Here is a 21,513-nt window from a genome sequence, read left to right on the forward strand (position 1 = left end):
GAGCGCGCTGTCCCCCGCATAAGCGGGATAACCCTTGCCCCCCGCGTGAACGCCGCGTGTCCTCCGGTGTCCGTGTTGTGCAGGGTGCGCACGGTGCCGAGGGTGACCGTGTGGCGGCCGCGGGGCAGAACGGCCCGGTCCGGCCCTGGTCGTCCGGCGGCCGGACCCGGATAGTGGAAGCAGGCTGTGGACGTGGTGGCCGCACCGCAGACGAAGGAGTCCGATCCGGAGATGAGTGCCAACCAGGGCCGTTTCGCGCCCGATCGGGGACTGACCGCCCGCATGCTGCTCACGCTGTTCCTGCTGGGACTGCTCTACGTGGGCTTCATGGCGGCGCTGGTGGTCCTGCTCAGGTCCTGGATCGCGGTGGTGCTGATCGCCGCCGGGCTGCTGGCGGCCCAGTACTGGTTCTCCGACCGGATCGCGCTGTTCGCCCTGCACGCCCACGAGGTGAGCGCCGAGGAACAGCCGCAGCTGCACGGTCTGGTGGACCGGCTGTGCACCATGGCGGACCTGCCCAAACCACGGATCGCCGTCGCCGAGACGGATCTGCCCAATGCGTTCGCCACCGGCCGCAGCGCCGACCACGCCGTGCTCTGCGTCACCACCGGGCTGCTGCGCCGGCTGGAGGCCGACGAGTTGGAGGGCGTGGTCGCCCACGAGCTGTCGCATCTGGCCCACCGCGACGTGGCGGTCATCACCGTGGCCTCCTTCCTCGGCGTGCTGGCCGGGCTGCTGGTCCGGTTCGCGTTCTACTCCCAACTGCTGCGCGGACGGCGCGATCCGACCTCGGCCGCGCTGATCGGGGCGGTGGTGGGGGTCTCCGCCGGCGTCTATGTGATCAGCTTCCTGCTCATCAGGAGCCTGTCCCGCTACCGGGAGCTGGCCGCGGACCGCTCCGCCGCCCAGCTGACCGGCCGCCCCTCGGCGCTGGCCTCCGCACTGACCAAGGTCAGCGGCGACATCGCCCGCATCCCCGACAAGGACCTGCGCACCACGCAGCCCTTCAACGCCTTCCTGTTCACCCCCGCCGACGGCAAGGGCGGGCCCGGCGTGATGCGGCTGTTCTCCACCCACCCCAGCCTGGAGCGCCGACTGGAGGAACTCGCCAAGATCTCCAGTAACTTGAACCAGCCGGTCGCTTGAACCAGCCGATGTGACCCGGGTGGTCCGACGGACCGTCAGTGCGGGGTGGTGAGCACGGCCCGGCCGGGGGCGGCGACGGCGCGGGTGAGGGCGGTGCGGGAGCGGACGCCGAGCTTGCGGTAGACCCGGGACAGGGTGCCCTCGACGGTCTTGATGCTGACGAACAGCGCCGCGGCGACCTCGCGGTTGGTGGCGCCGCCGGCGACGAGTTCGGCGACGCGGTGCTCACTGGCCGTCAGGTCGTCCGCCGCGCCGGCCCGGTCGCCCGGTTCCAGGCGTTCGCGTTCCTGCTCGATCCGCAGCAGCAGCGGTTCGGCGCGCAGCGTCCGGCAGACCGTCTCGGCCTCGGCCAGTACGGCGCGGGCCGCCGCGCGGTGCCGGGCCCGGCGTTCGACCGCGCCCCAGGCGATCAGGGTGCGGGCCAGCTCCAGCGGGAGCGGCAGGTCCTGCAGCCGGGAGGCGGAGACTCGCAGCGCCGCGATGGCCTCCTCGGTCTGTCCCAGGGCCGCCAGGACCAGGCCTTCGGCGCGGTCCAGCGCCGCCACCGCGCCCGTGCCCCAGGAGCCGGGCCAGCCGCCGGTGAGCCTGCGCGACTCCGCGAGCACGGTGCTCGCCTCCGTGGTCTCGCCGGACTGCAGCAGCGCCTCCACCAGGTCGGCGAGACGCCGGACCGTGTCGGGATCGGCCAGTTCCATGGCCTCGCTCAGCTCGCGGGCCCGCTGCAGCGCCTCACCGGCCCGGGCGGCGCCCTCGGCCCGGCCGGTCAGCAGCAGCGCCTGGCCCAGCACCCCCAGCGCGCGGACCTGGAACAGCCGGTCGCTGGCGGCCGCGCAGCCGTCGACGGCGTGCTGGGCCAGCTCGGCCGCGCGGGCGGTGCTGCCGCCGGCCGCCTCGGCCAGCGCGGCGGCGTAGGCGGCCAGCGGAGAGGGCTGGCCGGCGTCGGCGACCAGCGCGGTGCAGCGTTCGGCGGTGGCCAGGGCCTGGCGGCACTCCCCGGCCCTGGTCTGGATCCGGACCAGGGCGACCAGGGTGGCCAGGGTGTCCTCCACCCCCTCGGCCCCGGCGCCGGGGTCCAGCAGCGCGGTGACCCGGCGTCGGGCCTGCGGCACCTGGTCGGCGTCGAGCTGGGCCAGGGCCAGCCGGCGCAGCAGGCTGGCGCTCTGCTCGGCCGCGGCCAGGTGCAGTGCCAGTTCCAGCGCGGCGTCGGCGGCCATCGGGTTGCCGCGCAGCCCCTGCACGGTGGCGACCAGGCCCAGCGCCTCCACCCGGGTGGCCCGGTCCTCGGCGGCGAAGGCGAGGGTCGCCGCCCGCTGCGCCTCGGCCGCGGCGGTGCCGGTCCGGCCGCCCAGCAACTCCCGGACGGCGGACCAGAAGTAGAGCGGTGCCAGCAGCGCCGGGTCGTCCCCGGCGTCGGTGAGCCCGCCCTGGATCAGGCCCCCCGCCTCGTCCAGTGCCTGTCCCACCGTCTCCAGCAGGATCATCCGGGCCCGGACCCGCTGGGCCGGGTCGGCGGAGTCGGTGAGCACCCCGGCGGCGCAGCGGCGGGCGTCCTCGTGCAGGCCCGCGTCGGCGGCGTGGGCCGCGGCGGCGAGCAGGTGCGCGGTGCGTTGCCGGGGGTCGGCGGCGGGGGTGTGCTCGGCGGCGAGGGCGGTGAGCTCGTAGGCGGTGTCGGCTTCGCCGCGGTGCCGGGCCACGTCGGCGGCGGCGGCGAGGGCGGCGGCCACCTCGGCGTCCTCCCTGGGGCGGGCCAGGGCCAGGTGCCGGGCTCTGGCGATGGGTTCCACGGTGGCCGCGGCGAGGGCCGTGTGGACCGCGATCCGCTCCCGGAGCAGCGCCTCGGCCTGCAGCGCCGCACCCAGCAGCGGGTGCCGCAGCCGTACCCGGCCGTGGGCCGCGACCGAGACCAGGCCCAGGCGTTCGGCCTCGGCGAGGGCGGCCACCGGATCGGCGACGCCGGCGGCGTGCAGCAGGCCGAGCGTGGGCTGCGGCGAGCAGGCGGCCAGCAGCAGTGCGGAACGGGACTGCGGGGGCAGCGCCCGGGTCGGGGCCAGCAGCAGGTTGCGCAGCCGGCGCGGTACCGGCGTCTCCTCCTCGGCCCAACGGCCGCCGGGCTGCGGACGGTTGTGCACGGCCAGGGCCAACTCCCTTGCGTAGAAGGGGTTTCCGGCGGAGAGCTGCTGGATCCGGCGCAGCTCCCGGATCGGCGTCGCGCCCCCCTGGCGGAGGATCAGCTCCTCGACGGCGTCCTCGGAGAGCGGGGGGACGGCCAGCTCCAGCGCGGTCGGCGGGCAGAGCCGGTTGCGCAGCGCGGATTCGCCGGAGCCGGTGCGTTCGGCGGCGGCCACGGTGACCGCCAGTGAGGCCGCCCGGCGGGTCAGGAAGGAGAGCACGGCGGCGCTGGGCGGGTCGAGGTCCTGGAGTCCGTCCAGGACCAGCAGCACGGGGAAGTCCTGGACCAGCGTCCGCAGCAGCCGGACCGCGGCCGTGTGCAGGGCCAGCCGGTCCTGGGCGGTGCCGGGCGCGGTGCGCAGCAGCAGCGGCGGGTGCTGGGCGAGGAGGTCGGGGGGCACGCAGGACAGCAGGTCGCCGAGGGCGGCGTAGGGGAGTACGGACTCCTCCGGGACGGGTGCGCTGCGCAGTACCAGGACGCCGGCGGCGGCGGCCTCCGCGGCGAGGGCGTCCAGCACCGCGCTCTTGCCGATCCCGGCCGGACCGGTGAGCAGCAGCCCCCGGTCGGGGCGGAGGGCGTCGCGGGCCGCGGCGAGGAGCAGGTCGCGGCCGATCGGAGGGGTGCTGCCGCTCGGTACTGGTTGCATGGAACCGTCCGTCCTCCTGAGTACCCCCGCCGCGCCTGCTACGCCATGGACCTGACACCCCGACATGGAGTGACAGCAATCCCAGCGTGCCGCGGGCGCGGCGTCAAGAAGGCGTACCTGTGAGTCAGGAGTTCTGCGGCACATTCGTCGAGGGTGCCCAGGCGACGGCGACGGCCCAGACCACACCCGACGGTGCGGTTACGGAGTAGACGTCGGTCGCCGCTGAGAACAACCCGGTGGCGTCCTCGTTGGTCTCCCCGGAGGGCGACTTGGTGCAGGGGAAGGTGAACGAGGTAACGCCCATCGTGACCGTCAGCTTCCCCACGCCCTGGCACTCGATCGCGGTGTCGACCGTCCCGCCGTCCCGGTGCGCCGCCAGGGTGCCCTGGTAGCCGTTGAGGGTCTGCTTCCCGCTCCGGGCGATCAGCTTGAAGCCGTCCTCCGCCAGCAGGTTCTGGGCCGGGTCCACCCACGGTGCGCTGCTCGGTTGCGTCGCCGGAACTGCTGCGTCGGCGGAGGCGGTTGCGGCGGGGCGGTGCGGCGAGGCCGCCGAACACCCCGCCGCCAGCAGCGCGACCGCGACTGCCGAGCCCGCCCGACCTGCTGTTCCGTGCATGCTGAAGACCATCGGTACTACCCCCCGTTCGTGGACCTCACTGGTCCGGAGGGCAAGAGTACGCGGTGGTCAGACCCGGTCGGCGGCGATCAGCAGGTACTGGAAGCTGCCGTCCTTGTAGGCGCTGAGGAAGGCGTCCTCGATCCCGGTGGTGAGGGACGACTGCGCGCGCAGTTCCCAGTAGGGGATGGTGGCCGCGGTGAGGTCGACCACGGTGACCGGCACCAGCCGGTTCGCGGCCATCTCCCTGAAGTAGGTGCTGCGCGAGTGGATGTCGCAGATGTAGTGGGCGTTGATCTGGCTGACGGCCCTGGACGGCAGGCCGTAGGTGTCGTTGTAGCAGCCGGTGATGGTGGCGTAGCGGCCGCCGCGGGCCAGCAGCCGCGAGTACTCGGCGAACAGCAGGGACAGGTCCACGTACATGGTGCTCTCGTTGTTCCAGATGCCGCGGAAGGAACCCGTCCCGAAGCCGGTGTCCAGCATGTTCTTGAGGTGGAAGCGGACCTTGCCGTCCACCCCCGCCTTCCGCGCCTGCTCGTTGGCGAAGGCCACCTGGGTCTCCGAGATGGACACCCCGTCCACCCGGCAGCCGAACCGCCGGTTGGCCACGAAGCTGCCGCCGCCGCGGCCCGAGCCGGAGTCCATCAGCCGGTCCTCGGGGGTGATGTCGCCGAGGTGGTCGGCCAGGAGGTCGGCCTGGGCGCACTCCAGGCGGTGCAGCTCCCTGATGGTCCGCTCCTCGCGGGTCTCCTCCGGTCCCTCCAGGACGGACCAGTCCGCTTCGCCGATGCCGTAGTGGTGGTGGTAGGTGCCGTCCACCTCGCCGAGGCGGAGGTTGACCGGGTTCTTCTCGGCGTTCCAGTACGAGGCGACGGAGTGCTGGTAGGGGCTGGCGAGGGGGGAGTCCTGAGTGGCGGTCAAGTCGCGTCCTTCTCTTCGGGGGAGGGGGAGTCGTTGTACCGGGCGCTGGTGGCGTGCCATTCCTTGCTGCCGCCCATCCAGGCCCACAGCCCGGCCAGGAACCGCCGGAGCTGGGGCGAGCCGGCCGCGCTCAGCAGCGCGGCCTCCGCCTCGATGGTGTACATCAGCTCGTCGTGGATCTGCGCCGCGCGGTCCACCGCCTCCTGGAGCGAGCAGTGCTCCTCCGCGGCGATGAGGTTGGGCAGATTGGTGTCGGTGGGGTCCTCCTTGCTCATCGAGTAGAGGTCGTTGAGCAGCACGTTGGCGGTGGCCGCGTAGAGGTAGGTGCGGCGGACCCGGGCGTCGGCGAACTCGTGGGCGGGCAGCTCGTAGCCGCCGATCGGGTCGATCAGGACCATGCAGGGGAAGAAGGCGTTCTCGTAGCGGTGCAGCAGGTACTCCCAGACCGCCGGGGTGCGGCCGGAGGAGCGCCAGTGCGCCTCCTGGGAGTAGCCCACGAACATCACGGCCAGTTCGTGCCGGAGCCGGGCCATCTGGGTCGGGCTGGCGATCCCGGCCAGGTGGTCGAGGCAGGAGCGGAAGGCGCGCAGCACCGGCTCCTGCCGCACCACCTGCTCGAACTGCGCCAGGTAGCGGGCCGGGAGCCGGACCGGGTCGACCACCGCATGGGTCAGCGCCAGCCGGTGGCCGAGCAGTTCCGGGGTGGTGTCCTCGCCCTCGTCCACCCAGTGGTCGTCGACGGCCCATTCGGCCAGGCCGCACCTGGCCGCGACCAGCAGGCGGTCGGGGTCGTCGCAGTCGGGGTGGGCCAGCATGAACAGCCGTCCGAACTGGTGCGAACGCAGCCGCTCCAGCCGTCCCTGGAAGAGCCCCATCTCCTCGGCCCAGTCCACCAGCCGGTTGTTGACCTCCTCCCCGAGCGCCGGATCGTCCCGTACCGCGTCGGGGCAGTGCAGCGGCGGCACCCGGACCGAGCCGCGGGCGGCGCCGGGGGAGGAGCCGTCCGACTCCTCCGGCCCGTCCTCCGGCGGACGGCGGGCGCGGGGGACCCGGGCCGCGGAGGTGCCCAGCCCGGTGGGTCCGGAAAGGGCGTGTTCGATTCTTCGCCATTCCGGGCCGGGTTGGGAAATGCGGTCGAAAAGCGACACACCTTCTCCTTCGCTCAGGCGTTCCCGTGGAATTCAACTCCCCCTGGAAGAAGGATTTCCGGGGATGCAAAGTCCGAATCGGGCGTCGGCGAACCAGTGCGCGCAGAAGTCGGCGCAATAGGAGTGCGGGAGGGCGCGCCGCGCGGTGTTCACTCCGATTCGGCGGCCAGGGTCGCCAGGCGGTGCAGCGAGGCGCTGATCGTCGCGGTCTGTGCGGCGAGGCGGTGGGCCTCGGCCGGTGGGATCACCACATGCGCGCTGATCTCGGTGCCCCCGGCGACGGGACGGAGCCGCCACTCGAAGCGGAGGTCGGAGACCAGGCAGGAGATGGTCACCGTGCGCCCCGCCGGGTCGGAACTGACCAGTTGGGGCATCGGGAAGTCCGGGTAGCCCTCCGGGTACAGGGTGAACCCGGCGTCCGTGCGGCTGTCCACGGAGCCGACGCCGGCCCACCACTGCGGGAAGCGGGACGGGTCGTAGAGCAGCTTCCAGACCTCCTCCGGCGCCGCCGCCGCGATCACGCTGTCGTCGAACTCCGGCATGGTGACGCCTCCTCAGCTGGTCGAGTGGAGTGCCGCCGCGAGCGCGGCGAGGTCGGTCCGTACGGCGGCCAGTTCCAGGGCGGGTTCGACCAGCGAGCCGATCGGCGGCCGCCCCAGGTCGATCAGCGCCCCGAGGACGGCCTCGCCGTCGAACCTGGTGCCCCGGCGCTCCCACGCCGCCGCGGACTCCGCGAGCCGGCGCAGCGCCAGCGCTCCGTCCCCCCGGGCGACCGCGATCAGGCCCTGGACGTGGCACATCCGGGCGACCAGGGTGTCGGGGAAGTCGCTCGCGGCGACCGGCTCCAGCGCCGCCGCCCTGAGCTGCACCTCCGCCTCGGCCGGCCGGCCGGAGCGGGCCAGTGCCTCGGCCAGCAGCAGCCGGGTCCGCGGTCTGCTGACCGGCGCCTCGGGAGCCAGCGCCAGTTCCAGCTCGTCGGCGGCCGCCTCCGGGCAGCCGGTGGCCAGGGCGAGCAGGCCGAGGTCGTGGTGGACCAGTGCCTGCAGCTCCGCCAGCCCGGTGAGCTCCGCGATCGCCCTGGCCTGCTCGCAGGCGGTCCGGGCCTCGGCGGTGCGGCCCAGTCTGCGCAGCGCCGAGGCCCGCGCGCAGTGCGTGCCCACGGTGTTGCGGAGCAGCCCGTTGGGGACGACCAGGGCCAGGCAGCGGTCGGCGAAGTCCAGGGCCCGGTCCCACTCGCCGGCCGCGGCGGCCGCGCTCGCCGCGTTCATCATGCAGCCGTAGGCCAGGTCCGGGCGCCCGGCCCGCCCCGCCGAGGCCGCCGCGGCCACCAGCGGCCCGTAGCTCTGCACCAGCCGTCCGGTGCGGATCAGGGCATGGCCGCGGGCCGAGCCGATGTCGTGGGCCAGCAGGTCGCCCGGGGCGCGGTGGCCGGTCACCTCGGCGACCTGCCGCAGGATCCGCTCGACCTGGTCCGGGTCGCCCGCGACGGCCTGGGCCCAGGCCAGCCCGGCCAGGGCCTCCGCCCTGGCCTCCGGGTCGTCCTGCGGAGCCCGGTCGAGCAGGTCCAGCGCGCTGAGGTAGGAGCGCCGCGACTCGCGCGGGTGGCAGACGCCGCCGCGGAGCCAGTGCCCGCGCCGCAGCCAGGCCCGGGTCAGCGCCGGGCCGTCGGAGGGGGCGAGCTGCTCCACGGCCCGCTCGAAGGCCTCGTCGGAGCTGGGCAGCCGCCCGCGCCAGGCCTCCACCTCGGCGAGGTCCAGCAGGATCTCGACCGAGTCCGGGGCGAGCTCGCGCGCCTCGCGGAGGAAGGCGGCCGCCTCCGGCAGGGCGCAGACGGCGCGGGCCGCCGCGGCCGCCTCGGCGAAACGGGCGCCGGCCGGGCCGTCCTGTCCGGACAGCCGCAGGTGCCGGCCCAGCTCGGCGGCGGAGCGGGCGCGGCTCGCGCTGCGTGCGGTGCCGGTGCCGGTGGCCGCCGACCGGGCCGCTCCGGCGGCCAGCACCTCGGCGAGATCCGCGTGCAGCGCGCTGCGCTCCGGCGCCGGCAGGTCCGCGTAGCAGGCCTCGCGCAGCAGTGCGTGCCGGAAGCCGACCCCGGCCGATGCCTCGGAGTAGACCAGCAGCCCGGAGCCGAGGGCCTCCCCGGCCGCGCGCCGCACGTCGGCCAACGGCAGCGCGGCCAGCTCCGACGGTCTGAGCTCGCGTCCGGCGGCGGCCAGGTAGTCGGTCAGCCGGCGCGCCCCGGGGCCGAGCCGCTCGCAGGCGGCGCGGACGGCGCCGCGCAGTCCGGCCGGCAGATCCGCACCGCGCAGGGCGACCCCCTTGGCGGTCTCGACCGCGAGCAGCGGGTTGCCGTCGGCGACACGGGCGATCCCAGACGCCTGATCCTCCGTCAAGTTGCCCTGGCAGAGCGCGATGCGACGGATCGTCGGCAGCGGCAGCGGGCCGAGTTCGATCTCCCGGCCGAGGCTGCCCGAGGCGCGCAGCGCCGCCACCGCGGCGTCCAGTTCGGGGCGTCTGGGCATCCGCCGGCAGGTCGCCACCAGCAGCGCGGGCAGCTGCCCGGCGATCCGCCGTCCGACGTAGGCGAGCAGTTCCAGGCTGGACGGGTCGGCCCGGTGCACGTCCTCCAGGACCAGCAGCAGCGGCTCCGCGCGGACGGCCCGCAGCAGCGCCTGGGTGGCCCGTTCCAGCTGCCGGATCCGCTCCGTCCTGGGATCGATCAGCGGGTCGGCCCTGGTCGGATCGTCGACCAGCAGGCCCAGCGGGTCCACCCACAGGGCGAACGGGGCGCCCCCGCCGGGGCCGCCGGCATAGCCGGTCAGGGTGCGGGCGCCCTCGTCGGCGGCCAGCTGCCCCAACTCCTGGACCAACCGGGTCTTGCCCATCCCGCCGTCGCCGCTGAGCAGCAGTACCGAGCCCCGTCCGGCGGCGGCCTCGCGCCAGGCACTGGTCAGCGTCGCGGTCTCCTCGGCCCTGCCGATGAGGCGGGACCGCCCGGTGCCCGGTCCGGTCGGCCCCCGGGCGGCGGCCCGCAGCCTCCGGGCCAGGGCGGCCGTCTCCGGTCCGACGCCGGTGTCCAACTCCTCGGCCAGCTGCCTCCGCAGCCGTGCGTAGGCCTCCAGGGCCGCGGGGGTGTCGCCCGACTCCGCCAGCAGCGCCATCAGCGTCCGTGCGGCGGCCTCGTCGAAGGGGAGCAGCGCGACCTGTCGGCGGACGGCCGCGATCGCGGCCGGGAGGTCCTCCTCCTGCCGGTAGCGCTCGGCCAGGGCCGAGAGCGCGGCGGACAGCCGGACGGCGTGCTGTTCACGGGCCTCCACCGCCCAGTCCTGCCCGAAGGACGGCAGCAGCTCGCCCCGGCAGAGGCCGACGGCGTCCGCCGGCCGTCCCAGGTCGACCAGGCGCCGGAACTCGTCCAGGTCCACGGTCAGCCCGTCCCGGCACAGGCCGACGCTGCCGCGGTCCGCGGTCAGCTGCCGGGCTCCGGCCGGGCCGAAGGCCGTGCGCAGGGCCCAGACGGCGCTGCGCAGGCTGGCCCTGGCGGCGCTGTCCGGGGCGTCGGGCCAGAACCGGGCGGCCAGGCGCGGCCGGGGCTGCGGCCCCGGGTGCAGCGCCAGCCAGGCCAGCAGCTCGCAGGCTCGTCCGGCCGGTAGTCCGATCCGCTGCCCGTCGAGCTCCGCTTCGAGCTCGCCGAACAGCCGGATGCTGAGCGCCACCGTTTCAGCGTACCCGCGTACCCGCCGGTCACCTGGGGCTTGACGGTGGATTGACGGTGCCGGCGCAGGGTGGGGGCCGGAGGAAGGGAGAGGGCGATGAACACCTTGCAGACGGCTTCCGGTTTCGACACCGAGGCGCTGCGGCGCGGGGTCGAGGAGCGGGACGCGGCGGCCCTGATCGGCCTGTACGCCGATGACGCGGAGTTGTTCCTGGTCGACCGGCAGTCACAGCCGAGCAGCCCGCGGTCGCTGAAGGGCCGCGAACAGATCGCGGACCACCTGGAGGAGATCAGCGGCAGGGACATGACGCACACCCTGGAGCGGGTCCTGGTCGACGGCGGGCACGTCGCCTTCCTGGAGTCCTGCCGCTACCCGGACGGCGTGCGGGTGCTCTGCTCGGCCGTGCTGGACCTCGGCGACGACGGACGGATCGTCCGGCAGACCTGCGTGCAGGCCTGGGACGAGTGACGAACGACGAGTGACGAACGACGAGTGGCGAGAAGGAAGAGAAGGGACGCGATCATGAAGCAGACCGAGCACCGCGATTTCGCCGCACCCGACGAGGTCCGCCGGTTCGACCACGGACGTGCGGAGATCCTCACCGTCGAGGGCGCCGCCATCGGCCGCCTGGTGCTGCAGCCCGGCTGGCGCTGGTCCACGGACGTCAAGCCGATCGCCGGCACCGAGTGGTGCGAGGCGCCGCACTTCCAGTACCACGTCTCCGGCACCCTGCGGATCAGGATGGCCGACGGCACCGAATTCGACGCCACGCCCGGTCAGGTCACCGCGCTGCCCTCGGGACACGACGCCTGGGTCGTCGGGGACCAGGAGGTCGTAGTGGTGGACTGGATGGGCGCGCTCGACTACGCCCACGGGGCCTAGCGGCACCTGGCGGCACCGCGGGGCACCGGTCTCAGGCCCGGTGCCCCCAGCGGTGCTCCACCTTGGCCAGCCGCCAGTAGGCCAGCGCGCAGGCCCAGACGGCCACGAACAGCCCGACGATGACGAAGCCGACGTTGTTGAGGTTGACCGCGGAGATCCAGTTGCTGACCGGATCGTCCAGCCCGAGCTGGTCGTGCAGCACCCCGACCAGCTCGATCGTGCCGATCAGGAACGCGACGGCGATGGAGAGGCCGGTGATGGTGAGGTTGTAGTAGACCTTGCGTACCGGGTTGGAGAAGGCCCAGTGGTAGGCGAAGTTCATGAAGGTGCCGTCGAGGGTGTCGAAGAGGCTCATCCCGGCGGCGAACAGCAGCGGCAGGCACAGGATGGCGTACCAGGGCAGGCCCGCCGCCGCGCCGGAGCCGGCCATGACCATCAGGGTGACCTCGGTCGCGGTGTCGAAGCCGATGCCGAACAGCAGGCCGACCGGGTACATCTGGCCGGGGCGGGTGATCGACTTGGTGAGCCGCCCCAGGATGCGGTTCATGAAGCCGCGGCTGTCCAGGTGCTTCTCCAACTCGTGCTCGTCGAACTGCCCCTGGCGCATCGCCCGGAACACCCGGTGGATGCCGAACAGGGAGACCAGGTTGAGCGCGGCGATCAGGTAGAGGAAGCCGCCGGAGACACTGGTGCTGACCACGCCCAGGGCCTGGTGGGTGCTGGAGGAGTCGTTGGTCAGGGTGCCGGCGAAGCGCGCCCCGGCGGCGATGCCGGCCGCCAGCACCACCACGATGGTGGAGTGGCCCAGCGCGAACCAGAAGCCGACCGAGATCGGCCGCTTGCCGTCGGCCATCAGCTTGCGGGTGGTGTTGTCGATGGCGGCGATGTGGTCCGCGTCGAAGGCGTGCCGCATGCCCAGGGTGTAGGCGGTGACGCCGAGACCGAGACCGAAGACCTGCTTGCCCACGGTGTAGTGGTGCGGGGCGACCATGACGGCCAGGATCCCGAAGGCGACGACATGGAGCGCGGCGATCACCGCCATCAGCCCGCCGGTGCGGATCCAGTCGCGGCGCTCCCAGCGGAGCACGGGCGTGGTCGGTATCGCGGTTGCCGGTGCGGTCGCGCCGGTCGGCGGGGTGGGGATTCCGGGCATGGACATATGGGGGCAGCCTCTCCAGCACCTCGTGGACAGTGAGTCGTGCGGTGCCGTGGCCGGTCTCCTGGCTGACGGGTATGACACCTCCGTCCCCGGCCTTCCCAGGCGCGCGGGCGCGCCCAGTGGCCGCCTGCTCCCCGGTCGAGGAGCAGGTGCGGTGCGGAGATTTCCCGATCACAGTGGCGAGGGCCGCTCCGGTCTGGGACCCCTGAGGGCCCGTCACCGGTCTTCCCGAACACCACGGCTGAACCACCGTAGGCGGGCGGAGGCAGATCAACAAGCCTGCACAGCTGTGCAGGTGTTGCATCTCACTCGGGTTCTGGGGTGGAGTGGGGCGCATGCATCTGGTTCCGGAGGAGCGCGCGCACCGGCGCACCATCGACGAGCACACCGTCTGCGAGGCCATCGAGGGCATCGGCGACACCGCCAGGATCGCCGAGTGGTCCTCGCGGTTCGCGCTGCTGGGGGAGCCGGGGCGGCTAGCCCTGCTGCTGGCGGTGCACCACGGCGGCCCGATCGCCGTCACCGACCTGGCCATCGCCACCGGGATCTCCGACACCGCGGTGTCCCAGATGCTACGGCTGCTGCGGGCCTCGGGCACGGTCACCCCGCACAAGGACGGGCGCATCGTCCGCTACCGGCTCAGCGACGCCCGCACGGCCGCACTGCTGGACTCGCTCGGGGCCGCCGCCCAGGGGTGACCCGAGGGGCCGACCTGAGGGGCCGGCCCGCAGGGCTGACCCGCGCCGCAGTTGTCCCCGGATCGTGGACAACTGCGGCGGGTCGGGCGGTCTCAGCCCTCCTGCTCCTCCTCGACGCTGCGGTTCCACTCCCGCTTGGAGGACTGCCAGCCGTCCTCGTCGTGGCCGGTCCGCCAGTAGCCGGAGATGGACAGCCGGTCCAGCGGGATGCTCCGCTCGACCCGCAGCAGCCGGCGCAACTCCTTCACGAAGCCGGCCTCGCCGTGCACGAACGCCTCGGGGAGGCCGGCCGGGAAGTCCAGCGCGGAGACGGCCCGCACCAGGGGCTCGCCGATCCGCTCGGCGCCGCGGTGCAGCCAGGTGATCTCGGCCTCGCCCGGGGTGGACAGCTTCTGCTCCTCCTCGGGGCCGGCCACCTCGACGAAGACATGGGCGGTGGCACCCTCGGGCAGCTGCTCCAGGGCGGCGGCGATGGCCGGCAGCGCGCTCTCGTCGCCGGCCAGCAGGTACCAGTCGGCGTCGGGGGACGGGGCGTAGCCGCCGCCGGGGCCGCCGAAGTGGATCTCGTCGCCGGGTCGGGCCTGCGCGGCCCAGGGCCCGGCCACGCCCTCGTCGCCGTGGTGGACGAAGTCCACGGTCAGCTCGCCCGCCTCCGGGTCCCAGCGCCGCACGGTGTAGGTGCGGGTCACCGGCCAGTCCTCGCGCGGGAGTTCGGCACGGATCACGGCCAGGTCGAAGGGGTCCGGATAGACCACGCCGGGGCGCGGGAACTGGATCTTGATGTAGTGGTCGGTGAGTCCGCGGGTGGCGAAGGCCGCCAGGCCCTCGCCGCCGAGGACCACCCGGATCATGTGCGGGGTGAGCCGCTCGACGCGCTCCACCCGGCCGCGGTGGGTCTGCTGTGGACGACGCTCCGGTCGGCCTGCCATAAACACTCCCTGGGGATTTCGAACCTGTGACCCCCATAGTGCAGGGGAGGACCCGGCGATCCCGGAAACCTTACCTTTCCAAGCCTTTGCGAGCTGCCCCGTTATGCTGCGACGGCATGATCACGGTCCCCTGAAGGAGGCTCCTCCGTGGACCAGCTCGCGGCCCTCGGGCCGTTCTTCGCACTCGACACCCACCATCGGGACGAACCTGCCCGTCCGCCGTGGCAGGAGCTGCGCACCCTGGTCGAGGATCCGGCCGTGCTGCGGGAGCGGGTGGACGGCGTCCGCGGCCACCTCGCCGCCGCCGGTGGGCAAGCCGTCGCGGTCGTGGAGCTGCGGGTGGCCGCCTCGGTGACCCAACTGGGCCTGACCGCCAGGCTGGTCTCGCCGACCCTGGGCGTCGCCGTGCTGTCCGGCCGTTGGCCGCGCCCGGCTCTGGACCTGGCCCGCTGGCAGCCGGTCCCCGGCGGGGCGTTCCCGCTCTCCTTCGACGCCGCCGCCTTCGAGCCCGGGACGCCGGACGACCTCCTTGCAGGCCCGGTCCGGGAACTGGTCCTGGCCACGGCCGGACTGTCCGTCAGCCCGAAGGTGCTGTGGGGCAATGTCGCCTCCGCGGTCAACGGCGCCGCGACCGTGCTGGCCGGGGCGCGTCCGGAACTGGCCGCCGAGGCCCGGGCCGCGGCCGCGTTGCTGCTGGCGCATCCGCTGCTGCGCGACACCGTTGCGCCGGTGCCCCCGGGTACCGGCCGGTTCCGTCGCCGCAGCTGCTGCCTGATCTACCGTGCCGCCCCCGGCGGGGCCGGCGCGCTGTGCGGGGACTGCGTGCTGTCCCGCTGAACGGGACGGCTGAACGGGACGGCGCCGCCCCCCCCGCCCGGAAGGGGGCGGGAGACGGCGCCGTGTCGGCCGCGAGCGGTTCTAGCAGGTGAGGTTGGAGCCCGGGGAGACGCCGAGGATCGCGGCGTAGGACTCGTACTTGTTGACCCGGTCCTGCATTTCGGCGGTGTTGCCGCCGTTGCACTCGATGCTGCCGTTGATGGCCCAGATGGTCTGGCCGAAGCCGGCGCCGTTGACCATGGCGTTGTGGCCGGTCATGGTGCCGGGGCCGGTGTCGGTCATCCAGTACCACAGCGCGGTCTCCCAGGAGACGGCCGCGTCGGTCGCGACCAGGCCGGGGTTGTCGAGCAGGTCGACGCCCAGCGCGTTGCCGGCCGCCTCGTAGTTGAAGTTCCAGCTGATCTGCATCGGACCGCGGCCGTAGTAGGCGTAGGTGCCGGCCGGGCAGCCGTAGGACTCCGCCGCGCAGTAGTTGCCGGACTGGTCGACCTCGTTGATGTAGACCAGACCACCGGTCTCATGGCTGACGTTGGCCAGGAACGCGGCGGCCTCCTGCTTCTGCACCGTGCTGCTGCCGGTGGTGGCGAAGCCGGGGTACTTGCTGAGCGCCGTGACCAGGCCGCTGTAGGTGTAGAAGGAGTTCCGGCTCGGGAACATCTGGTCGAACTGGGCCTCGCTGACCGGGAATCCGGTGCTGGGCGCGGTCGTGGTGCCGCCACCGGTGCCGGTGCAGGTGTAGGGGGACCAGTACCAGGTGCTGATGGTCGGGTCGTAGCCCGGGTTGTCGTGGGTCGCCTGGTAGTAGAGCCCGTTGCTGTACTGGACGATGGTCCCGGCCGTGTACGAGGTGCCGGCCACCCAGGCGGGGTAGGAGCAGCCGCCACTGGCGGGCGGCGTGGTCGTGCCGCCGCCGGCGCCGTCTCCACAGGCTCCCTGGTCGGCCCAGACGCCCACCGAACCACCGGGGGTGTCGTTCTGGGTCCACCACTGGGCCTTCCAGTTGTGGCTGTTGTACGAGGCGATGTTCCCGTTGGTGTAGACGGTCGTCGAGCTCCAGCTTGCCGCGCAGCTCACCGTGGCGGCATTGGCGGTGGGAAGGACCGCGGCGATACCGAAGGCGAGGGCGAGGGCGGCGAGCAGCGCGAATATCCGGCGCTGTTGGCGCATGGGTCACTCCTTCGTGCGGGTGGGGCCGCACGTCGTGGGGGACGGATTCGTCCCCCTTGGAAGCGCTCTCAACGAGGGACGTGATGAAGACTCAACTCCATTGGTCTATACCTGTCAATACCGGACGGGCCCGACTTTCCGATTTCTCGCCGACCGGACGACCGGTTCAGCCGCTGACGCTGGCCGCTCCGGTCTCGATGTGGCCGGTCACCCGGCGGGTCCAGCTGGCGTCGCTGCTGACGGTGACCGTGAAGTCGTACCAACCGTTCTGGTACGCAACGGCGTTGAAGTAGTCGGACACGGTCGCTCCGGCGGCGGCCTGGTAGGTCCAGGGGCCGTCGGTGCGGTAGTTGTTCGAGGTGACGGTGAAGGTGACGCTGCTGGTACCGGTGTTGGTCAGATGGACGAAGAGCGCCTCCTCGCCGGTGTCCGGGGCGGCTGCGTAGCTGGTGGTGGCCTCACAGGTCTTCCCGGCCGCGGTGGTGTCGCCGGTGAAGCGGCGCAGGAACCGGTTGGGGCCGACGCAGGTCAGGTCGTACTTGCCGCTGCCGTAGCCGGTGCCGACGTTGAAGTAGTCGCTGGTGGTGCCGTCGGTGCCGGTCGACGCGGTGTAGGGGGCGACGGTGTACTGCCAGGGGCCGCCGCTGCGGTAGGCGTTGGCGTAGATCGAGTAGTGCGCGTAACTGGTGGCCTGCGCCCCCTGGTTGGCCATCCGGATCCAGACCAGGGTCTTGCCGCCGGAGTCGAACTCCAGGTGGTCGACCCAGGCGTTGGGCTGGTAGGGCAGCGCGCGGGCCGGCCTGGTGCCGGACTCCTGCGCGGGCAGCGCGTTGGTGGTGGGGCCGGGGTTGGGCAGCGGGTCGCAGTTGGCCTGGCCGAAGACGGTGCTGGTGGCCGGGAGCGACGGCGCGCCGTAGACCGGGTTGGCGAAGTCGAAGGCGCCGGTGAGGTCGCCGCAGACCTGACGGCGCCAGGCGGAGATGTTGCCGCAGACGGCCGGGGTGCCCAGGGCGGCGGTCCAGGTCTCCAGGAAGCGGATCACCGAGGTGTGGTCGTAGACCCGGGAGTCGACGTGGCCGCCGCGGGTCCACGGCGAGGCGATGATCATCGGAACCCGGAAGCCCAGGCCGATGTTGGTGCCGGAGTAGAACTCCGCGGAGGTCCCGGACGGCGCGGCCGGCGGCGGGACGTGGTCGAAGAAGCCGTCGTTCTCGTCGTAGTTGAGGAACAGCACGGTCGAGTTGAAGGTGGTGGTGTCGGCCGCGATGGCCTGCAGCACCAGGTTGACGAAGTGCGCGCCGTCGTTCGGCGGGCCGTCGGGGTGCTCGGAGAAGGCCTGGTTGGCGACCACCCAGGAGACCTGCGGCAGCGTCCCGGCGAGCGCGTCGGCCTTGATCGCGGCGGCGATGTCGTCCGGCGTCGAGCCGGTGCTGGGCACCGAGCCCATACCGCGCTTGTAGAGGTCGCTGCTGGTGGCGGCGGAGCTGAACTGCTTGAAGTAGGCGAGGCCGTTGTCACCGTAGTTGTCACTGGCGTTCTGGTAGACCTTCCAGCTCACCCCGGCGTTCTCCAGCGCCTCGGCGTAGGTCTGCCAGGACAGGCCCGACTCGTCGCCGCCGTCGTAGGCCGGGCCGCCCGCGCTGCCGGACGGGTCGATCATGCCGGACCACAGGTAGGTGCGGTTGGGGCCGGTGGCCGAGAGGATCGAGCAGTGGTAGGCGTCGCAGATGGTGTAGGCGTCGGCCAGCGCGTAGTGGAACGGGATGTCGCTGCGGGACAGGAAGCCCATGGTCCGGTTGGTGCCCTTGGCGGAGATCCAGGAGTCCATCTTCCCGCTGTTCCAGGCCTTGTGCTGGGTCGACCAGGAGTGGTCCAGCGAGCCGTCGCACTGGGCGATGGTCTCGGCGGTCTGGCCGGAGGCGGGCGCGGTGGTGCTCATCTGCCAGGGGTACTGGCGGCTGCTGCCGTTGGGCTGGTTGAAGACGCTGTAGCCGCCCGAGAGCTGGACGGTGGCGCGGTCACCGAAGCCCCGCACGCCCTTGAGGGTGCCGAAGTAGTGGTCGAAGCTGCGGTTCTCCTGCATGAGCACGACGACGTGCTTGACGTCGGCGATCGTTCCCGTGGTCGCGGCCTCCGCGCTGGGCGCGGTGCCGGGCAGTGCGTCCAGGCCGAGCACCGCGCCGAGTGCGGCGGCGGAACCGAGGAAGGTACGGCGGGTTACGGGAGCCACGTGAGTCCTCCGGAACGAGAGAGTTCGACGTGGGGACTATGGAGCGCCCCGATGGCCTGGGTGTGACGGGGACATGAAGCCGGGCCGACCACCTGGCCTAGACTTGTTACCTTTGCGTTATCTGTGGCCGGCGGCGTACCGCGCCCCCGCGCCGCCGGCGGATCGCGCGTGCCGCGAACAGGGCGAGGACGTAGCCGCCGAGGATCGCCGTCAGCAGCGGGTAGTAGGCGAGGGGGAGCGCCCCCATGCCGAGCGAGCGTCCGGGCGGCGTCAGCGGCAGGAGCAGGCCGACGGCGACCAGGGCGCCGTTCCCGGCGCGGACCGGCCAGGGGGCCGGCAGGCGCGGTCGGCCGCCGGGGGATCGCAGGATGTGGATGGTGACGGCCTGGGTGATCAGGTTCTCGGTGAACCAGCCGGTGTGGAAGAGGACTTGGGTCCGCGGCGCGGAGAGCCCGTGGGCCAGGTGTCCCAGGACGGCGAAGGTCGCCAGGTCCGCTGCGGCGTTGACCAGGCCGAAGCACAGCGCGTAGCGGGCCAGGCCGCGGGCGTCGAGCGGGCCGGGGCGGTGCGCCCCGGTGGTGAGCGGCCGGTCGAAGGCCAGCGAGAGCTGGGCGGCGTCGAAGCACAGGTTCTGGACCAGCACCTGCGCGGGGAGCATCGGCAGGAACGGCAGGAAGGCTCCGGCGGCGAGCATGGTGATCACGTTGCCGACGTTGGCGGACAGGGTGGTCCGCAGGTAGTTGCCGATGCCGGCCAGCGAACGGCGGGCGGTGGGCAGGCTGCGGCTGACGGCGGCCAGGTCGGAGCCGGTCAGCAGGATGTCGGCGTGCTCACGGGCGGCGTCGACCGCGGTGTGGGGGCAGATGCCGAGGTCGGCCGCGCGCAGGGCGGCGATGTCGTTGGCGCCGTCGCCGAGGAAGCCGACGGTGCGGCCGGTCGACCGCAGGGCGCGGACGATGCGGGCCTTGTGGGCCGGAGTGGCCCGGGCGAAGAGGGTGGTCGTGGTGGCGAGCCGGGCCAGAGCCGCGTCGTCAAGGCGGTCCAGGTCGGGGGCCAGGACCGGGCGTCCGGGCCGGATGCCGACATCGGTGCAGGCCCGGACCGCGGTCTCGGGGTGGTCGCCGGTGATGACCTTCACGGTGACGCCGTTCGCCCGGAGGGTGGCGACGGCGTTACCGGCGCTGGGTTCCGGCTCGTCGCGGAACCCGACCAGCCCGACCAGGGTGAGGTCGTGCTCGTCCTTCTCGGTGTAGCGGAGGCCGCGGGCCGGACGGTGCGCGACCGCGACGGCGAGCAGGCGCTGACCGTCGGCGGCCTGCCGCCTGACGAGGCGGTGGATCCGAGTGCGCTGGTCGGCGTCGAGGGGCAGGGTGTCGTCGCCGTCCCCATCGTCACCGTCGCTGACGGTCAGTCGGGTGCAGCGGTCCAGTACGTCCTCGACGCCGCCCTTGACGACGAGCGTGTGCCCGCCGGGGCGACCCGATCCGCGCACCACGGCGGTGGCCAGGCGGCGCACCGGATCGAAGGGGATCACCTGGAGGCCGGCCGTCGCCGCGGCAGGGGACGGCTCCAGTTGGTCCGCGGCTTCCAGCAGCGCCTGGTCCAGGCTGTCCAGCACCGGCGGGTCGCCGAGCTGCAGGCAGACGAGGCTGTTGGTGGCGGCCCACCGCAGCACCCGGGGATCGCTGCGGCCCTGCGGGTCAAGGGTGCTGTGCACGGTGAGCCGGTCCCCGGTCAGGGTGCCGGTCTTGTCGACGCACAGGACGTCCATCGCGCCCAGGTCGTACAGCGAGCGCTGCCGCTTGACCACGACCCGTCGGCGGCGCAGTTCCGCCACACCCCGGGCCAGGACGGTGGTCACCACCACCGGCAGCATCTCCGGGGTCAGGCCCACCGCGACGGCGATCGCGAACGGCACCAGCTCCCAACCCCGTCCGCCCAGCAGCGTTCCCGCCGCCAGCACCAGGGTGAGGGAGGCGAGCATGAACCGGATCAGCAGCCGCGCCACCGAGCGCGTGGTGCGGTCGAACGCGGTGGCCCGCCGGTCGCGCTCCAGATGCCGGTGGGCGGTGGCGAGGTGGGTGTCCCGGCCGGTCGCCACCACCACCGCGGTAGCGGTTCCGGAGGCCACCCGGCTGCCGAGGAAGCACAGCTGCGGCTGGTCCAGCAGCGCCGGGCGGCGGTCGCCCCGGGACTGCGGATCGGATCCTGCCTGCTTGGGCACCGGCGCCGACTCACCGGTCAACGGGGCCTGGTCGACGGTGAGTCCGACGCTCCTGAGCAGGCGCAGGTCGGCGGGGACCAGGTCGCCCGCGGTGAGCCGAACCAGGTCGCCGGGGACGAGCTCGCCCAGCGGTACCTCGCGGGCCGTGGGTGCCGATCCGTCAACGGTGCGGCGCACCACGGTCGCGGTGCCGCAGGCGATGTCGCGAAGCGCGGCGGCGTCCTGGTCCGCGCGGCTCTCCCCGGCCATCCGCAACGCGCAACTGACCGCCACCAGCACGGCGATGACGGCCGTGCCCTGACGCGCCCCGTTGGCCGCGGAGATGACCGCCAGGAAGCAGAGGACCAGCGTGAACGGGTCGCGCAGCGCGCGGCCGAGCCGCCGCGACCAGGACGGCGGCTCCACCGTCGCCAGGACGTTCTCGCCGCAGGCCATGAGCCGGTGGTGGGCCTGGTCCTCCAGCAGCCCGCGCGGCCCGCTCCGGAGCCGGCGCAGCACCTGCAGCTCGGTGAGGTCAGCGGCGACGGCCGGGGGGATGCAGACGACGTCCTGTTTCGCGTGGTCCCCGTGGTCGGGATGGTGGGGCTGCCCCCGGTCCCGTGCCGCCTCGGACGCCTCAGACAGCCCGGCCACGCCGGTTCCCTTGCCCGGGGGTCGGGCCGGTGAGGTGGTTGATCATCGACTGGACCAGGGACACCAGGTGCGGGTCGTCCACCAGGTAGACCTGGCGGTGTCCCTCGCGTCGGGAGCGCACCAGGCCGGCCAGCTTCAGCTTGGCGAGGTGCTGGCTGACCGCCGGCAGCGCGCCGCCGACCTGTTCGGCGAGCCCGCTGACGTCGCACTCGCCCGAGGCCAGGATCCACATGATGTGCAGCCTCACCGGGGAGGCCAGCATCCCGAAGGAACTGGCGGCCTCGGCCAGTACGTCCGGGCTGGGGACAGCGCCGACGGCACTGCTGCGGGTCACCTGTGTCTCCCTGTGGTGGAGTGTCGTACCGCACCAGGGTACGGACCCGCGGAGGCCGCAGGA

17 protein-coding genes and 1 riboswitch are annotated in these 21,513 nt (G+C 73.2%); of the genes, 5 read left to right on the forward strand and 12 right to left on the reverse strand.

Annotated elements, in window-relative coordinates:
- Positions 1–231 precede the first annotated feature (231 nt).
- A complete protein-coding gene (htpX, locus tag ABUW04_RS29215; RefSeq protein WP_380567396.1) occupies positions 232–1,146 on the forward strand; it encodes a zinc metalloprotease HtpX in 915 nt (304 codons plus the stop codon).
- Between the two features lie 35 nt (positions 1,147–1,181).
- On the opposite strand, the gene ABUW04_RS29220 is transcribed toward htpX, so the two are convergent.
- The 6 genes from ABUW04_RS29220 to ABUW04_RS29245 all read right to left on the reverse strand — a co-directional run bounded on the left by ABUW04_RS29220 (position 1,182) and on the right by ABUW04_RS29245 (position 10,357).
- The gene (locus ABUW04_RS29220) at positions 1,182–3,962 is read right to left on the reverse strand and encodes a helix-turn-helix transcriptional regulator (RefSeq protein ID WP_380567398.1); all 2,781 of its coding nucleotides are present in this window, start codon (positions 3,960–3,962) and stop codon (positions 1,182–1,184) included.
- 124 nt (positions 3,963–4,086) lie between these two features.
- On the reverse strand, positions 4,087–4,578 hold the full coding sequence (locus ABUW04_RS29225; protein ID WP_380567400.1) for a hypothetical protein: 492 nt from the start codon (positions 4,576–4,578) through the stop codon (positions 4,087–4,089).
- Between the two features lie 69 nt (positions 4,579–4,647).
- Entirely contained in the window at positions 4,648–5,499 is an 852-nt protein-coding gene (locus tag ABUW04_RS29230) for a geranyl diphosphate 2-C-methyltransferase (RefSeq protein ID WP_380567402.1), read from the reverse strand.
- The gene (locus ABUW04_RS29235; RefSeq protein ID WP_380567404.1) at positions 5,496–6,647 is read right to left on the reverse strand and encodes a family 2 encapsulin nanocompartment cargo protein terpene cyclase; all 1,152 of its coding nucleotides are present in this window, start codon (positions 6,645–6,647) and stop codon (positions 5,496–5,498) included. Before ABUW04_RS29235 ends, ABUW04_RS29230 begins: the two co-directional genes overlap by 4 nt.
- Before the next feature lie 149 nt (positions 6,648–6,796).
- On the reverse strand, positions 6,797–7,189 hold the full coding sequence (locus tag ABUW04_RS29240; RefSeq protein ID WP_030250023.1) for an SRPBCC family protein: 393 nt from the start codon (positions 7,187–7,189) through the stop codon (positions 6,797–6,799).
- A 12-nt stretch (positions 7,190–7,201) separates the two neighbouring features.
- Entirely contained in the window at positions 7,202–10,357 is a 3,156-nt protein-coding gene (locus ABUW04_RS29245) for an ATP-binding protein (RefSeq protein WP_380567406.1), read from the reverse strand.
- A gap of 96 nt (positions 10,358–10,453) precedes the next feature.
- Between ABUW04_RS29245 and ABUW04_RS29250 the strand changes: the two genes are divergently transcribed.
- Positions 10,454–10,825 (forward strand): nuclear transport factor 2 family protein, encoded by a 372-nt coding sequence (locus ABUW04_RS29250; RefSeq protein WP_380567407.1) that lies wholly within the window; start codon positions 10,454–10,456, stop codon positions 10,823–10,825.
- Positions 10,826–10,879: 54 nt separating this feature from the next.
- Positions 10,880–11,239, forward strand: a complete 360-nt coding sequence (locus tag ABUW04_RS29255) for a cupin domain-containing protein (protein WP_380567409.1) — start codon at positions 10,880–10,882, stop codon at positions 11,237–11,239.
- Between the two features lie 31 nt (positions 11,240–11,270).
- Here the strand turns inward: ABUW04_RS29255 and ABUW04_RS29260 are convergent, their stop codons facing one another.
- Positions 11,271–12,398 (reverse strand): HoxN/HupN/NixA family nickel/cobalt transporter, encoded by a 1,128-nt coding sequence (locus ABUW04_RS29260; RefSeq protein ID WP_380567411.1) that lies wholly within the window; start codon positions 12,396–12,398, stop codon positions 11,271–11,273.
- A gap of 34 nt (positions 12,399–12,432) precedes the next feature.
- A riboswitch (cobalamin riboswitch) is annotated at positions 12,433–12,653 on the reverse strand.
- Between the two features lie 80 nt (positions 12,654–12,733).
- On the opposite strand from ABUW04_RS29260, the gene ABUW04_RS29265 reads away from it, so the two are divergent.
- Complete coding sequence (locus tag ABUW04_RS29265) at positions 12,734–13,096, forward strand: ArsR/SmtB family transcription factor (protein ID WP_030250035.1); 363 nt, start codon at positions 12,734–12,736, stop codon at positions 13,094–13,096.
- A gap of 92 nt (positions 13,097–13,188) precedes the next feature.
- Here ABUW04_RS29265 and ABUW04_RS29270 read toward each other — a convergent pair whose 3' ends face one another.
- Positions 13,189–14,025, reverse strand: coding sequence for a siderophore-interacting protein (locus ABUW04_RS29270; RefSeq protein ID WP_030250037.1), 837 nt, complete (start codon positions 14,023–14,025; stop codon positions 13,189–13,191).
- 147 nt (positions 14,026–14,172) lie between these two features.
- On the opposite strand from ABUW04_RS29270, the gene ABUW04_RS29275 reads away from it, so the two are divergent.
- Positions 14,173–14,862: a (2Fe-2S)-binding protein gene (locus tag ABUW04_RS29275; protein WP_380567413.1), complete on the forward strand. Its 690-nt coding sequence runs from the start codon at positions 14,173–14,175 to the stop codon at positions 14,860–14,862.
- A gap of 81 nt (positions 14,863–14,943) precedes the next feature.
- On the opposite strand, the gene ABUW04_RS29280 is transcribed toward ABUW04_RS29275, so the two are convergent.
- The 4 genes from ABUW04_RS29280 to ABUW04_RS29295 form a co-directional block, all read right to left on the reverse strand.
- Positions 14,944–16,029, reverse strand: a complete 1,086-nt coding sequence (locus ABUW04_RS29280) for a glycoside hydrolase family 19 protein (RefSeq protein WP_380567415.1) — start codon at positions 16,027–16,029, stop codon at positions 14,944–14,946.
- A gap of 166 nt (positions 16,030–16,195) precedes the next feature.
- Complete coding sequence (locus ABUW04_RS29285; RefSeq protein WP_380567416.1) at positions 16,196–18,259, reverse strand: phosphocholine-specific phospholipase C; 2,064 nt, start codon at positions 18,257–18,259, stop codon at positions 16,196–16,198.
- A gap of 106 nt (positions 18,260–18,365) precedes the next feature.
- The gene (gene mgtA, locus ABUW04_RS29290; protein WP_380567417.1) at positions 18,366–21,116 is read right to left on the reverse strand and encodes a magnesium-translocating P-type ATPase; all 2,751 of its coding nucleotides are present in this window, start codon (positions 21,114–21,116) and stop codon (positions 18,366–18,368) included.
- Entirely contained in the window at positions 21,100–21,450 is a 351-nt protein-coding gene (locus ABUW04_RS29295) for an ArsR/SmtB family transcription factor (protein WP_051724888.1), read from the reverse strand. Before ABUW04_RS29295 ends, mgtA begins: the two co-directional genes overlap by 17 nt.
- Positions 21,451–21,513: the final 63 nt, after the last annotated feature.

This window comes from Streptacidiphilus jeojiensis (assembly GCF_042510965.1).
GTDB lineage: Bacteria > Actinomycetota > Actinomycetes > Streptomycetales > Streptomycetaceae > Streptacidiphilus > Streptacidiphilus jeojiensis.